The sequence below is a fragment of the Agromyces sp. ISL-38 genome, assembly GCF_018613935.1.
Taxonomy (GTDB): Bacteria; Actinomycetota; Actinomycetes; order Actinomycetales; family Microbacteriaceae; genus Agromyces.
This window is the reverse complement of sequence record NZ_JAGGPF010000001.1, coordinates 18,915-33,272: the sequence shown is the minus strand read 5'-3', so window position 1 is coordinate 33,272 and position 14,358 is coordinate 18,915. Positions and strand designations below refer to the sequence as shown.

Here is a 14,358-nt window from a genome sequence, read left to right as displayed (position 1 = left end):
TTGGTGCCTCACGCTAGACCCGGGCGGCGGGCGGGGGCAATGGTTGGTCATGGGGGCTGCGATGAATGTCGGTCTGAACCAGGTGAGCGGCGCCGTGATGATCCTGGGCTCGGTGCTCTTCCTCGTCGCAGCCTTCATGCCCATCTCCGCCCGGGTGTTTCCCGAGGCTTCCCCGGCGAAGAAGCTGGAGCGCATCACCGATTCGCCGAGGGCCTGGATCGCGTCGCAGGTCCTGTTCGGTGTCGGATCGCTCGTCACGGTCATCGGGATCGGCCTCCTCGCCCCCGACGATCGCGACGGGTCATTCGCCTGGCTCATGCTGACCAGCACGGCGCTCCTGACGCTCGGCCTGGTTCCGTGGCTCGGACACCTGTACGCACGTGCTGCGAATCCGGCCGCGTTCGCCGAGGGGAGGCTGCCCGCCTGGCTCTTCCTGCTCTACGCCGCGCTGACCGAGATCGGCCTGGCGATCTTCGGCGTCGCGCTCGTGTTCAGCCCGTATCCGGACTGGCTCGGGTGGGTCGTGATCGTCGGCACGGCGCTGCTGATCGTCGTGACGATCGTCCTCCGGGACATGCCCCCGTTCTTCTTCCACGTCATCACCCTGCTTGCGGGAGTGGTGATCCTCCTCACGTCGCCTTCACTCGCGCCCTAGACAGGCCTGACTCTCCCCAATTCGGGGTGCGCGCCGTCCCCGCCCGGCGCCGGCAAGCGGCGGCGGCGGTGATCCTGAGTGTTCCCACTGACCAGGTCCCGGATGCCACGGGCAGGCGTAGCCTGAACTCATGCGCGCCCGCGACACCGGGGCCTCCCGAAGGCTCATCCGCTGGATCCCCGCGATCGCCGCGCCGATCGCGATCGGCGTCGGCGTCGTGCTCGTGCCGATGCAGGCGAATGCGGCCGTCGACCTCCCCGATCTCACGCCCGCCGAGCTCCTCGAGTTCGCCGCGTCGAGCGAGGTCGAGGCACTCTCGGGCACGATCGAGCAGCGCTCCGAGCTCGGCATCCCCGACCTGTCCGGACTCACCGGCACGATGGGCGGCGGCAGCACCGGCGGCAGTGGAGATCTCGGCCAGGGTGACGGTGACGGTGGCGGTGGCGACGCCGCGGCATCCGCCACCGATCTCGACGACCTCATCTCGCTCGCGACCGGAACCCACACGGCCAAGGTCTACCTCGACGGCTCGAACGCGCGCCTGCAGGTGCTCGATCGGCTCGCCGAGCGCAACGTGTACCTCTCCGAGGAGGGCGCGTGGATCTACGACTCCGCCGAGAAGGCGGCGACCCACCTCACCGTCGACCAAGCCGCCCTCGACGCGCTCGAAGCCGAGGCGCAGGCGCACGCCGACGAGGCACGTGAGCAGCTCGAGGCCGAGCTCGGCGCACCGCTGCCGACGCCCGAGCAGGTGCTCGACGAGGCGCTCGCGAAGCTCGATCAGACGACCGACGTCTCCGTCGGCACCGATGGGCGGGTCGCCGGCCGCGAGGTCTACGAGCTCGTGCTCGAACCGCGCGATGCCGAGACGCTCATCGGCGAGATCACCGTGGCGATCGACGGCGACACGGGCGTCGCGCTCGCGGCATCCGTCACCGCTCGCGGCGCCGACGAGCCGGCGTTCAGCGTCGAGTTCACCGACGTCTCCTTCGAAGCGCCCGATGCGTCGGTCTTCGCGTTCACCCCGCCCGAGGGCACCGAGGTGAGCGAGCACGTCGTGCCGATCCCGACCGCCGCAGAGCTCGAGCAGCGAAAGGCCCAGGCGGAGGCGGAGTCCGGCGGCGAGACGCCGCGGCCCGTGGTGCACGGCGATGGCTGGTCGGCCGTCGTCGAGCTGCCCGCTGCGGCGGTCGGCGCGGCCGGCTTCGACGGCGAGGCGGCCGCGATGCTCGGCTCGCTCACCGAGCGCGTCGACGGCGGACGCATCCTCTCCACCTCGCTCGTCACCGTGCTCATCACCGACGACGGCCGCGTGCTCGCCGGCGCGGTGACCGCCGATCGCCTGCTCGACGCCGCCGCAACCGGGCGCTGACGGCAGCCGCAGTGCCCGACCTCGCGATCGAGACACACGGCCTGACCAAGCGTTTCCGCTCGCAGGTCGCCGTCGACGGGCTCGACCTCGCCGTGCCCGAGGGCTCGGTCTTCGGATTCCTCGGTCCGAACGGCTCGGGAAAGACCACGACGATCCGGATGCTGCTCGGCCTCGTCGCGGCGACCGCCGGCGACGCCCGCGTGCTCGGTGCCGACATGCCGCACCACGTCGACTCGGTGCTGCCGCGCGTCGGCGCGCTCGTGGAGGGGCCGGCCTTCTCGCCGTACCTCTCGGGTGAGGCGAACCTGCGCCGCTTCGACGCCGCCGACCGGCACGCGCCGCGCGGCACCCGGTCGGACCGCGTCGCCCTGGCCCTCGAGCGCGTCGGGCTCTCGCACGCCGCGAAGAAGAAGGTGGGCGCCTACTCGCTCGGCATGAAGCAGCGGCTCGGGCTCGCGAACGCCCTGCTGATGCGCCGGGAGCTCCTCGTGCTCGACGAGCCCACGAACGGGCTCGATCCGCAGGGCACGCGCGAGGTGCGCTCGCTCATCCGATCGCTCGCCGAGGGCGGCACGACGGTGTTCGTGTCGAGCCACCTCCTCGCCGAGGTCGAGCAGGTCTGCACGCACGCCGCCGTGATGAGCGTGGGGCGCCTCGTCGCGCACGGCACGATCGACGAGCTCCGCGGCCGCGGCTCCAGGGTGCTCGTGCGAACGCCCGACCCGGGCCGGGCTCGTGCCGTGCTCGCGGCGCTCGGCCTGCCGATCGAGCAGACGACGGTGGGCGGCATCCGATCGGCGACGGATGCCTCGGACGACGAGCTCGTCACGGCCCGGCTCGGCGGCGAGATCGAGCGCCATTCGGCGGATGGCACCTCGGCGGATGGCAGCTCTACCGATCACGGCTCGGCGGATGGCGGCTCGGCGGATGGCGGCTCGGCGACTGCAGCGCCCGAGTCGATCGTCACCGCACTTGTGAATGCCGGCGTGCGGGTGCGCGGATTCGAGATCGAGCGGGCGAGCCTCGAGCAGCGCTTCGTCGACCTCACCGGCGAGGGATTCGATGTCGTCGCGTGAGGTGCACGACGGGCCTCTGGTGCTCGACGCGCGCGGCGGCGGCGGCGGCACGCTCTCCCTTCTCGGCTCCGAGCTGCTCACCCTCTTCCGCCGCCGGCGCACGTGGGCGCTCCTCGGCGCGCTCGCGCTCATCCCGATCCTCATCGCCGTGGCGGTCCGCCTCTCGGGCGGGCCGCCGACCGGGCGCGGGCCGGCGTTCCTCGACCAGATCACGAACAACGGGTTCTTCGTCGGCGTCACCGCGATCCTCGTCGCCATCCCGCTCTTCCTGCCGCTCACCATCGGCGTGGTGGCAGGCGACGCGATCGCCGGTGAGGCGAGCCACGGCACCCTCCGCTACCTGCTGATCGCGCCGGCGGGTCGCATCCGGCTGCTCCTCGTGAAGTACCTCGCCGCCGCCGTGTTCTGCGTGGCCGCGCCGCTCACCGTCGTGGTGGTCGGCACGCTCATCGGCTGGGCGCTGTTCCCGATCGGGCCGGTCACGCTCCTCTCGGGGGCGACGGTGGGCATCGGCGACGCGCTCCTGCGCTTGCTCGCGATCGCCGCGTACGTGACCGTCTCGCTCCTCGGCATGTCGGCGATCGGGCTCTTCCTCTCGACGCTCACGACGGTGCCGGTCGGGGCTATGGCCGCGACGGCGATCCTCGCGGTCGTGTCGCAGATCATGGACGCGCTCCCGCAGCTCGAGTGGCTGCATCCGTGGCTCTTCACGCACTACTGGCTCGGCTTCGGCGATCTCATGCGCGAGCCGGTCGTGTGGGACTCGTTCGCCGACAACGCGGTGTTGCAGGCCGGTTACCTCGTGGTGTTCGGGGCGCTCGCCGTCAGCCGGTTCCTCACGAAGGACGTGCTGTCGTGACGGAAGCCGCGACTCAGCGGCGCTCGCCCACGCTCGGCGGCAGCTTGCAGAGGTCGTAGAAGTATCGCTTCGGCGCTGCCTCGTCGGTTGCGTCGACGATCACGTTCACGAACGCGTGCGGCAGCTCCTCGCCGGCGAGTACCCACACGGAGAAGTGCCAGATGCCGCGGACCGACAGGTTCAGCAGCCTGCGCCCCTCGACGACGAGCACGGTGTCGGGGTCTGTTGCGGCGGTCAGCGTGCCGGCGCGGAAGGGCTCGACGGTGGCCGCGCGCAGCGTCGCCTCGTCGACATCGCCGAGTGACACCCGCACCGCGGGCTGCCCGAGGTCGACGAGCGTGGCGGCCAGGTCGTCGGCGAAACGGGCGGCCAGGGCATCGGTCTCGCCCTCGACGGCGAGGAGTCGCCGGCCGCGTGGCGAGTTGTGCAGGAACTCCCGTGCCATCGAGTCGAGCAGTTCTCGCCTCACCTCGCTCAGCACGTTCACGCGCTCAAGGCTACGCCTCAGGTCGGCCCGCCGGGACGGGTCGTGTGTGCGGCATCCGCTCGCCGGCGGCATCCGAGTAGGCGATGAGCGGCCGCCCGCTCACCGGATGCGCGAGCACCACGGCCTCGACGCCCCACACGGCGCGAATGAGTTCGGGCGTGAGCACCGTGCGCGGCTCGCCGGCGGCGACCACGCGGCCGATCGCGAGCACGATCACGTGGTCGGCGTAGCCCGCGGCGAGGGAGAGGTCGTGCAGCGCGGCGAGCACCGTGAGCCCACCGTGAGCGAGCTCGCGGAGCAGTCGCAGCATCGTGAGCTGCGCACGCACGTCGAGGTGGTTCGTCGGCTCGTCGAGCAGCAGCAGCTCGGGCTCCTGCGCCAGGGCACGTGCGATGTTCACGCGCTGGCGCTCGCCGCCCGAGAGCGACGCGTACTCCCGATCGGCGAGCTCGACGAGCCCGGCGTCCTCGATGCAGCGGCGCACGACTGCGCGGTCGAGCTCGCCCGGTCCGGCGAACGCCCCGAGGTACGGGGTGCGACCGAGCGCCACGACCTCCGCGACGCGCAGCCCCGGGGCATCCTGCACGTCCTGCTCGGCGAGGGCGATGACCCGTGCTCGTTCGCGGCGACGCATCGCGGCGAGATCGCGGTTGCCGAAGTGTGCGGTTCCGGCATCCGCTCGCTCGATGCCCGCGATGAGGTGGAGCAGGGTGCTCTTGCCGGCGCCGTTCGGGCCGAGGAGCGCACCCACCGTGCCGGCCGGCACCGTGCAGTCGACGTCGTCGATGATGAGGGCGCGTCCGCGGGAGAAACGCACGCGGTCGGTGTGGAGGGTCCCGCTCACGTGAGCCTCCGGTTGCGCAGCATGATGGTCGCGAACACGGGGCCGCCGATGAGGGCGGTGAGGATGCCGACGGGCAGCTCGCGCGGGTCGAAGAGGGTGCGCGCGCCGGTGTCGGCCCACACGAGGAAGATCGCGCCGGCGAGCGCCGACAGCGGCAGCAGCGCGCGGTGGCGTGAGCCGACGATGAGGCGCACGGCGTGCGGCAGCACGAGCCCGACGAAGCCGATCGACCCGCTCACCGCGACGAGCGCGCCCGTGAGGAGGGCCGTGCCGGTGAGGAGCAGGGCGCGGGTGCGGCCGACGTGCACGCCGAGCGCCGCCGCGGCCGTGTCGCCGAAGGCGAAGGCGTCGAGCGTGCTTGCACTCGTGAGCAGCGGCACGCCGATGACGATGACCGCGCCGCCTGCGATGGCGACCGAGGTCCAGTCGGTGCCGGCGAGCGACCCGAGCAGCCAGTTGAGGATCTCGCGGTAGCTGTCGCCCGTCGCGCTCCAGAAGATGACGAGGCTCGTGATGGCGCTGAAGACTGCGGAGACGGCGAGGCCGGCGAGTACCGTGCGCGTGGGGCTCAGCGAGCCGGCCGCGTTCGCGAGGGCGAGGGTCGCGACGAGGGCGACGAGCGCGCCGGCGAACGCCGCGAACGGCAGCAGGAGGCCCGCGCCGAGCACGATCACGATGACGGCACCGACCGACGCGCCCGACGAGAGGCCGAGTAGGTAGGGGTCGGCGAGCGGGTTGCGGGTGAGGGCCTGCATGACGGCACCGCAGAGCGCGAGCCCTGCACCGACCGCCGCGGCGGTGAGCACTCGCGGCATCCGGAGCTGCCACACGATGCCGTCGCGCAGCGGGCTGAGGGTGGGCTCGCCGATGCCGAGGTGCGCGAGCACGCTCGACCACACGTCGACGGGGCTGAGGCCCGCCGGTCCGATCGCGACGGCGGTGACGACGGATGCCGCGAGCAGCACCGCGAGCCCGACGGCCCACGCACCTGTGCGCACGCCGCCGTCTCCCGCGCGCCCGCGTGCAATCCACTTCTCCTGCCTCTCCTGCCTCCCAATGTCCGCGTCGCTCGTCGGACGCGTCACATTGCGCCGAACCGGGGCGGATTCGTCGCCTGGTTGTCGCGAAGTGACGCGTTCGTCGGCGTCGGGGTGGGGAGGGAGCGGCATCGCTACCCGAGCTCCTCGAGCTGCTCGACAAGCGAGGCCACCGCGCCGACGTTCCGCACGCCGGCCTCGGTCGCGGGGAAGTCGACGATGAGGTACCGCCGCTGCTGCACCGCGGGGAGTGCGGCCGTCGCCGGGTTCGACTCGAGATGGGCGATCTTCTGATCCGCGGTGTTCCAGGCGGCATCCACGAGCACGATGACGTCGGGGTTCGCCTCGACGATGGCCTCCCAGCCCATCGAGGTCCACGTGTCCTCGACGTCAGCCGCGATGTTCTCGAGTCCGGCGGCGGCCATGATCATCTGCGGCGCGCCGATGCCGGCGCCGACGTACGGGGTGTCGTCGCCCGAGCTGTACCAGAGGGCGGTGAGGCCGGCCGTGCTGGGCTCGATCGCGTCGAGGGCGGCCTGCTGCGACGCGACGAGCTCGGCTGCGGCATCCGTCGCTCCGAAGATCGCACCCGCCTCCTCGAACTCGCGGAAGACCTCGTCGAACGTCAGCGGGTTCGGCATGTAGCCCTCGCCCTTGCAGGCGGCGGGCGCCACGTAGGTCGCGACGCCGAGGCCGGCCAGGGCGTCACGGTCGCCCGCACCCTCGGCGGTGAGGTTCGACTCCCATCCGGCGAAGACGAGGTCGGGCTCGGCCGCGAGCGTCACCTCTTGCGAGGGCACCTTGTCGGAGAGCGTCTCCAGGCCGGATGCCGCGTCGGCGTACTCGTCGGGCACGGGGCCGTCAGTGAAGGCCGTGCCGACGATGCGGTCCTCGAGTCCGAGGGCGAGGAGCAGCTCGAGCGTCGACGACTTGATCGTCACGACGCGCTCGGGTGCGGACTCGAAGGTCACCTCGGTGCCGCAGTTGTCGAGCGTGAGCGGGTAGCCGGATGCCGCGTCGCCACCCCCGGCGGAGGCGTCGTCGCTCTTCGGCGTCGCGGTGCCGGCGGCCGCGCAGCCCGCGAGCAGGAGTGCCAGCGCGGGAATGGCGAGCAGCGCCGTGCGGGCGCGACGGGGGGATGCGTTCGCGCTGGACCGCGCGAGCGACGGGATTTCGGGCATGAGGCCTCCGGGACGGTGAGCAATCGGAATCCGACGAGGTCGGCGACTCGCGGCCCAATCCCGGGCCACACTCACCGGTCAGATCCAGACCGGCGGGTCGAGTCCAGTCTAGTGAGGCGTCGCCCCCCGATGTCCGCGAATCGTAAGGTATCCCGGTAGTGGCAGGGGCACGGCGGAGCTTGACTTCCGGAAGGCCGTCGAAACCCGACGGCGAAGGAGATGAAGCGACATGGAATCCACTCGAATCCGAATTGCCCTGGGCTCGGCGACGGCCGTCGCGCTCACCCTGGGTGCCGTGCTCGTGGGCGCGCCGGCCGCGCGGGCCGCGGGCGTCAGCGGTCCCTCGTTCTACGTCGACGGTGCGCTGTACCGCACCGTGGGAACGCCGACCGACCTCACCGGAACGGGCGCACCGGCGAGTTCCTACCAGCCGATCTACGCGTTCCCCGAGGGGACGCAGCCCAACGTCGCGACGGCCGCTCCGGGCGACGCCGACTATCGCGGCGGGCGGTGGCAGGTGTATCCGGTCGCGCTGCCAGACGGGTATGCGGCAGCGCTCGCGTCGGGCGATCTCGACAACGACGGCGTCCTCGACTCGAGCGATGAGATCTGGGCGGCCGTCACGGCCGGCGATCTCACCATCGGCAGCGCGGCCGCCTCGTTCGAGTGCCCGGTGATCCCGGTCCCGGCCTCGCACTGAGAGGCCACGCGACCGACCGGCGCCGGCCGCGTGGCCGGCGCCGGCGCCGGCGCCGGCGTTCGCGCACCGTCCGATCAGTGCGCGCGCAGCGACGTCCCCACGTCGAGGGCCGCGCCGGCGAGGGCGGCCGAGGTGTCGAGGTCGTGCATCCAGAGGGGGACGGATGCCGCGTGCAGGCCGGATGCCTCGAGCGAGGCCACCGCTGCGGCATCCGCTTCGTCGACGAGCCAGGCGTCGAGCAGGCCGCCGCTCGCACGTGCGCCGTAGTGACGCGCCACGGCTTCGGCGCTCGTCGCCACGCCGATGGCGCTGAGGCAGGCGTCGGCCATGCCGCGCACGACCTTGCCGCCGATGATCGGCGAGATCCCGACGACGGGCGCGGAGGTCTCGGCGAGGGCTTCGCGCATGCCGGGAACGGCGAGGATCGTGCCGATCGAGACGACGGGGTTCGACGGCGCGACGAGCACGACGTCGGCGCCGAGGATCTCCTCGACGACGCCGGGAGCGGGCAGTGCCCGCTCGATGTTCCGTTGCCGGAACGCGATCGCGGGGAGGGCGGCGCGATATCTCGTCCACCACTCCTGGAAGTGCATCGTGCGCTCACCGCCGGGCACGTCGGCGTCGGCGACATCGACGTCGGTGTCGACCTCGGTGTCGGTCGCGGGAATGAGCCGGACTCCGAGCGGCCACCGCGACTGCAACCGGGCCGCGACCTCTGAGGGGGTCGCGCCCTCGCGCAGCCACGAGGTGCGGGCGAGGTGCGTGCCGAGGTCGAGGTCGCCGAGGGTGAACCACGGCCAGCCGACGCCCCACTCGCGCAACTCGGCGGCGACCCGCTCGCTCTCACCTGCGCGGCCCCAGCCGCGCTCGGTGTCGTTCACGCCGGCGAGCGAGTAGAGCAGCGAGTCGAAGTCGGGCGAGAGACGAACACCCGCGAGCCACAGGTCGTCGCCCGTGTTGACGATCACGGTGACGGATGCCGTCGTGCCGCCGTTTCCGTCGGGCCACCGCCGCGCGCACTCTTCGCGCACGCCGCGCACGAAGCGCGACCCTCCGACTCCGCCAGCCAGCACCGTGATTCGCACGAACCCAGCCTACGGAGACTCGTGCCTCTGGCATTCCCGGCCCGATCGGTCCACGATGGACGGACAGATCCGCATCGCCGCGGGAGGCCCCATGAACTCGGCATCGATCCCGACCCACCGGACCGTCGCCCTGGTGGGCGGCACAGGTTCGGGCAAGACGACGCTCGCCGAGGCATTGCTGTTTCGCGCCGGCGCGATCTCGAGAGTCGGCGACGTCGAGCACGGCACGACGGTCGGCGACCATGACCCCGAGGAGATCGCGCGAGGCACGACCCTCGGGCTCTCACTCGCCACCTTCACCTGGACCGGTCCCGACGGCACCGAGCATGCCATCACGCTGGCCGACACCCCGGGACATCCTGACTTCGTCGGCGGCGTCGACACTGCGCTGTCGGTGGCGGATGTCGCGATGGTCGTGGTGAGCGCGGTCGACGGCGTCACGGCGGGCACCCGTGCCGTGTGGGCCGCTGTGGAGGCGGCTGGCGTGCCGCGCATGGTCGTGATCACGCAGGAGGACAAGGCCCGAGCCGACTTCCGCCGGGTACTCGGCGAGTTGCACGCGGCGTTCGGCGACCGCCTGTGGGCGGTCGAGCTGCCGCTCGGGGAGGAGCAGGCGTTCCGCGCGATCGCGGACGTGCTCAGCGAGCAGGCGCTCGTCTACGACGACGCCGGCGGCCACAAGAACGCGCCGTTGCCGCCCGAGGCTGAGGCCGAGGAGCACCGGATGCACGTCGACGTGACCGAGGAGATCGTCTCGCACGACGACGAGCAGCTCGAGGCCTATCTCGAGGGGAGGGAGCCGACCGCCGAGGAACTCGAGCGTACGCTCGCTCGGGAGGTTGCGACTGGCGACGCGGTGCCGGTGATCGTGTGCTCTGGGGTGACGGGCGCCGGGGTCGACCGTGTCGCCGACCTGCTGTGCGCGCTGGCGCCGTCAGCCCTCGAGCATGATGGCCGGATCGTCATTGGGGGCTCGACAGCCGACAGCGGCGACGAGGGTCGCGGCGCGGCGGGCAGTGAGCTCGGGGTCGCTCCCAATCCCGATGGCGAGCCGCTCGTGCACGTGTTCCGCACGGTAGCCGACCCGTTCGTCGGGCAGGTGTCGATGCTCAAGATGTTGTCGGGCGTCGTGCGCATGGGTGACCGGCTGCACAACGCCACCACCGGCGCCGACGAGCGCATCCACGGACTCTTCCTGCTCCGCGGCGCGGAGCACCTGCCGGTCGACACGCTGCGTGCCGGCGAGGTGGGCGCGGTCGCAAAGCTGACGGGTTCGCCGTCGGGCTCGCTGCTCTGGTCACGCAGCAGTGGCGTCGCGCGACCCGCACCCCTGCCGAGGCGGGCGCCGGTGTTCGCGGTGACCCTGGCACCGGCTTCCCAGTCCGACGACGAGAAGCTGTCGACCGCGCTCGCCCGGCTCGTCGCGGAGGACCCGACGCTCGTCGTCGATCGCGTCGCCGGTGCACCGATTCTGCGCGGTCTCGGCGACGTGCATGTCGCGGTCGCGGTGGAGCGCCTCGCGAGAGTGTTCGGCGTGCACGTGACGACGGGTCCGGCGCCGGTGGCGTATCGCGAGACGATCGCGAGACCGGCGCAAGCCGAAGGAAAGCTCAAGAAGCAATCGGGTGGTCATGGGCAGTTCGCCATCGTGCAGCTTCGCGTCTCGCCGCTTCCGACGGGCGATGGCTTCGAGTTCGTCGACAAGGTCGTGGGTGGCGCGGTGCCCAGGGCGTACATCTCGGCCGTCGAGAAGGGTGCCCGCGATGCGCTCGCCGCGGGAGGGCCGCAGGGCCACCCGGTCGTCGACGTGCGCGTCGAGCTCTACGACGGCAAGTCGCACTCGGTCGATTCGTCTGAGATGGCCTTCCGCACGGCGGGGTCGCTCGGCGTCAAGGCTGCACTGGCCGAGGCGGGCACCGTGATACTCGAGCCGCTGTCGGTCGTGACCGTCACCGTGCCGTCGGAGTTGCAGGGCACGGTGCTGACCGACCTGTCGGGTCGTCGCGGACACGTGAGCGCGACGGAGTCCGCCGATGAGGGTCGCACGCGCGTCGTGGCGAGTGTTCCCGACGTGGAACTGAGCCGATACGTGCTCGACCTGCGGTCGATGACCGGCGGGCAGGCGGAGCTGACGATCGCGCCCGACCGGTATGCGAAGGCGCCGAACTCGGTCAAGGCATGAGCTGGGGTCGCTCGTTCAGGCCGCGGCGTTCAGCCAGGGGCATCCGCTCGACGCGCCCCTGACGGCCACCCATCAAGCCCGCGGCATCGCACGGCTCGACCCGCTCCCCGACGGCCACCCATCAAGCCCGCGGCATCCGCGCGGCTCGGCCCGCTCCTCACGGCCACCCATCCAGCCCGCGGCATCCGCGGGCTCGACGCACCGCTCACGGCCACGCATCAGGCCGCGGCATCCGCGCGGCTCGGCGCACCGCTCACGGCCACGCATCAGGCCGCGGCATCCGCGCGCAGCTCGAATCGTGCCCTACCGCCGAGCCTCGGAACCTGTTGCGGATCGACGTGCGACGGCGGAATGAACCAGACCTCACCGGCCGTCACCCGAATGCGCCAATCTTCTCGATGCACGGTGTGGTGACAGAAGCTGCACAGCATCACGCCGTTGGCGAGGTCTGTAGGGCCCCGGTCGCGTTCCCACCAGTCGATGTGGTGGGCTTCGACGTACCCGATGTTCTGGCCGCAACTTGCGCAGCCGCCGTCGCGCTCGGCAAGCGCGAGTCGCTGTGCGCGAGTGAAGAACCGCGCCGCTCGCCCGAGGTCGAGCGGAAGGCTGTCGCGACCGAAGACCGCCGGGATGAGGTCGGCGTCGGCGGACATGCGCCGCGCGGTCGAGGCGGAGATCGGCTGGTTGATGCCGTCGATGCGAGCATGGCCGATGCCGTCGACGAGCGTCTCATGGTTCATCCGCACCACGACCGTGGTCTTCGCGAGCGGAGTGAGGGTCTGCGTGCAGCCGAGCGTGTGACGAGCGAGCGCGGCGAGTGCGTCGGCCTGGATCTGCGGGATCGACCGCGGGTCTTCGAGCACCGGACCTTCCCCGCAGGGCTGAGGCTCACGCCGGCGGAGCACGTCGCTTACGAGTGCCTCGATCGCGGCCTTCACGGGGGCGGCGCTCTCCGGGTCGAGTCGCGCGTGGAGGTGCACCATGCCGTTGCCGTCTTCGCGCATCGTGAGCCAGCGCTCCTGGTGGAGCTCCTCTTCGCGGGGCTCGACGCCGTCTTGGTCGAGTCGTGCCTCGGCTTCTCGCACCCCGCGCAGGAGTATCTCGAGCGACACCTGCGATGCCAGCCCCACGAGCCCGGCCTCGGCGATGTCAGCCCTTGCCGGGTCGGCCCGCACCGCCACGCGATCGAGCATGGAGGTGATCGCGGATGCCGCCTCGAGGCTGAGATCGGCAGCCTGCAGAGCAGCTGCGACATGCGGATGCCGCGATGGCAGGCGCTCGCCGCCGAACGTCTGCCGTTCTGCCGTCGCAGTGCCGACCGCGATGAGCTTCGCGGCATCGCTGCGGGACGCCCCGGTGGATGCCGCGATGAGTCGCTGAGGGCTGTGGAAGCCTTGGGTCTTCGCCAGCCCGGTGTCGCCGAAATCTTGACCCGACCGGTTCGCGACCTCGGCGGCCGCGCGGGCGAGCAGCGCCTCGGCATCGCGTCGCACCTGAGCGAGCAGGTCGGTCACGCGCACGAGCCCGCTGTCGCTCATCTGCTCGATCTCGGTCTGGGCGCCGCCGAGCCTCGCCCCGAACGCCGGCATCGAGTCGGCCCACGCCGCGCGCAGCGCCTCGAGGTCTCGCTCGAGAGTGTGTATGGGCCGCTGCATACTTCGATCATGCACCCACCCACTGACATTCGAACGGAGCAAGAAATATGGCCTGATCAGCGGATCTCCTGTGGATAGATCGCACGAATGCTGCCCTGTGGAGGACAAGTCGATGGGCGCCGGATGTCGGTGGCGGGTCGCGGGTGGCGGGTGGTGGGGGGTGGGGATGGCGGTGGCGGTGGCGGTGGCGGGTGGCGCGTGGTGGTGTGGGGATGGCAGATGGCGGCTGGCGGTGGCGGGGGTGGGGATGGCGGGGCGGGGCGGGCGGTGGCGGGGGCGGGGCGGGTGGTGGCGTGGGGATGGCGGGTATGGGATGGCGGTGTGGGTGTCGGGTGGTGGTGTCGGGTGGCCGGTGTCGGCTGTCGGGTGTCCGGCGGCCGGTGGCCGGGTGTGGTGGTCAGAGTCACCGGCCAGCCCTAGTCTGGGCAGGCGATACGCCACCGTCTCCAGGAAGGTCCTGCCCACCATGGCCCAGATCAGCACGGCAGCACTCCAGATCAGCACGGCAGCAGCCGCCGACGCACTCGTGCGCCTCGGTCTCCCGGCGAACACCGCCTCCTTCGGCTTCCGGCCGGTGGTTCCCGGCGCGCCTGTGAGCGGCCCGGCGATGCCGATCACGCACCTCGGCAGCGTCGACGTGCTGCTCGAGACGATCGCCGAGGCGCCGCCGGGAGCCATCATGGTCGTCGACAACGGCGGGCGTCATGACGAAGCGTGCGTCGGCGACCTGTTGACGCTCGAGGCCAAGATGGCCGGCCTCGCCGGAATCGTCATCTGGGGATGCCATCGCGACACGGCACAGCTCGTCGACATCGGCCTCCCCGTCTTCAGCCTCGGCGCCTACCCCCGCGGGCCGATCCGCATTCCTCCCGCGGGCCCGTCGATGCGCACTGCGATCATCGACGGGATCCCGGTGCTGCGCGACGACTGGGTCATCGCCGACGACGACGGCGTCCTCTTCGTGCCCAGGGCATCGGCCGATGCGGTTCGTGAGTCGGCGGCATCCATCATGCAGACAGAGTTGGCGCAATCGCAGCGGATGCTCGATGGTGCCTCACTGCGCGAACAGATCGGCTTCGCCGACTACCTCGCAGAACGGGCGACGAATCCGACGTACTCGCTGCGTGATCACCTCAAGGCCCGCGGCGGCGCCGTCGAGACGTGATGCGGGTCGAGGAGCGTCCGACGAAGGAGGAAGCGTCTCGAAACCCTGCTTCCCGCGAGG

Annotated in this window: 13 protein-coding genes; 7 read left to right on the top strand and 6 right to left on the bottom strand. The window is 71.6% G+C overall.

Annotated features, from left to right (window positions below; all coding sequences use genetic code 11):
• The first annotated feature begins 61 nt into the window (after positions 1-61).
• The 4 genes from J7E25_RS00155 to J7E25_RS00140 all read left to right on the top strand — a co-directional run bounded on the left by J7E25_RS00155 (position 62) and on the right by J7E25_RS00140 (position 3,962).
• Positions 62-655: a hypothetical protein gene (locus J7E25_RS00155; protein ID WP_214866808.1), complete on the top strand. Its 594-nt coding sequence runs from the start codon at positions 62-64 to the stop codon at positions 653-655.
• Between the two features lie 130 nt (positions 656-785).
• Entirely contained in the window at positions 786-2,027 is a 1,242-nt protein-coding gene (locus J7E25_RS00150; protein WP_214866806.1) for a hypothetical protein, read from the top strand.
• A gap of 11 nt (positions 2,028-2,038) precedes the next feature.
• The gene (locus tag J7E25_RS00145; RefSeq protein ID WP_308164270.1) at positions 2,039-3,103 is read left to right on the top strand and encodes an ATP-binding cassette domain-containing protein; all 1,065 of its coding nucleotides are present in this window, start codon (positions 2,039-2,041) and stop codon (positions 3,101-3,103) included.
• Positions 3,090-3,962, top strand: coding sequence for an ABC transporter permease (locus J7E25_RS00140; RefSeq protein ID WP_214866804.1), 873 nt, complete (start codon positions 3,090-3,092; stop codon positions 3,960-3,962). The genes J7E25_RS00145 and J7E25_RS00140 overlap by 14 nt, the downstream gene beginning before the upstream one ends.
• A gap of 13 nt (positions 3,963-3,975) precedes the next feature.
• On the opposite strand, the gene J7E25_RS00135 is transcribed toward J7E25_RS00140, so the two are convergent.
• The 4 genes from J7E25_RS00135 to J7E25_RS00120 form a co-directional block, all read right to left on the bottom strand.
• Positions 3,976-4,449, bottom strand: coding sequence for a hypothetical protein (locus J7E25_RS00135; protein ID WP_214866803.1), 474 nt, complete (start codon positions 4,447-4,449; stop codon positions 3,976-3,978).
• Between the two features lie 10 nt (positions 4,450-4,459).
• Positions 4,460-5,293: an ABC transporter ATP-binding protein gene (locus J7E25_RS00130; RefSeq protein WP_214866801.1), complete on the bottom strand. Its 834-nt coding sequence runs from the start codon at positions 5,291-5,293 to the stop codon at positions 4,460-4,462.
• Positions 5,290-6,291, bottom strand: coding sequence for a putative F420-0 ABC transporter permease subunit (locus tag J7E25_RS00125; RefSeq protein WP_308164269.1), 1,002 nt, complete (start codon positions 6,289-6,291; stop codon positions 5,290-5,292). The genes J7E25_RS00130 and J7E25_RS00125 overlap by 4 nt, the downstream gene beginning before the upstream one ends.
• 173 nt (positions 6,292-6,464) lie before the next feature.
• Entirely contained in the window at positions 6,465-7,511 is a 1,047-nt protein-coding gene (locus J7E25_RS00120; protein ID WP_214866797.1) for a putative F420-0 ABC transporter substrate-binding protein, read from the bottom strand.
• Positions 7,512-7,740: 229 nt separating this feature from the next.
• Between J7E25_RS00120 and J7E25_RS00115 the strand changes: the two genes are divergently transcribed.
• Positions 7,741-8,211, top strand: a complete 471-nt coding sequence (locus J7E25_RS00115) for a hypothetical protein (RefSeq protein ID WP_214866795.1) — start codon at positions 7,741-7,743, stop codon at positions 8,209-8,211.
• Positions 8,212-8,285: 74 nt separating this feature from the next.
• Here J7E25_RS00115 and cofD read toward each other — a convergent pair whose 3' ends face one another.
• Positions 8,286-9,296, bottom strand: a complete 1,011-nt coding sequence (gene cofD, locus J7E25_RS00110) for a 2-phospho-L-lactate transferase (protein WP_214866793.1) — start codon at positions 9,294-9,296, stop codon at positions 8,286-8,288.
• 91 nt (positions 9,297-9,387) lie between these two features.
• Here cofD and J7E25_RS00105 point away from each other — a divergent pair, with 91 nt between their 5' ends.
• On the top strand, positions 9,388-11,478 hold the full coding sequence (locus J7E25_RS00105) for an elongation factor G (protein ID WP_214866791.1): 2,091 nt from the start codon (positions 9,388-9,390) through the stop codon (positions 11,476-11,478).
• 266 nt (positions 11,479-11,744) lie between these two features.
• On the opposite strand, the gene J7E25_RS00100 is transcribed toward J7E25_RS00105, so the two are convergent.
• Complete coding sequence (locus J7E25_RS00100) at positions 11,745-13,133, bottom strand: HNH endonuclease signature motif containing protein (RefSeq protein WP_214866789.1); 1,389 nt, start codon at positions 13,131-13,133, stop codon at positions 11,745-11,747.
• 466 nt (positions 13,134-13,599) lie between these two features.
• Here J7E25_RS00100 and J7E25_RS00095 point away from each other — a divergent pair, with 466 nt between their 5' ends.
• Positions 13,600-14,298, top strand: coding sequence for an RraA family protein (locus tag J7E25_RS00095; protein WP_214866787.1), 699 nt, complete (start codon positions 13,600-13,602; stop codon positions 14,296-14,298).
• Positions 14,299-14,358 lie beyond the last annotated feature (60 nt).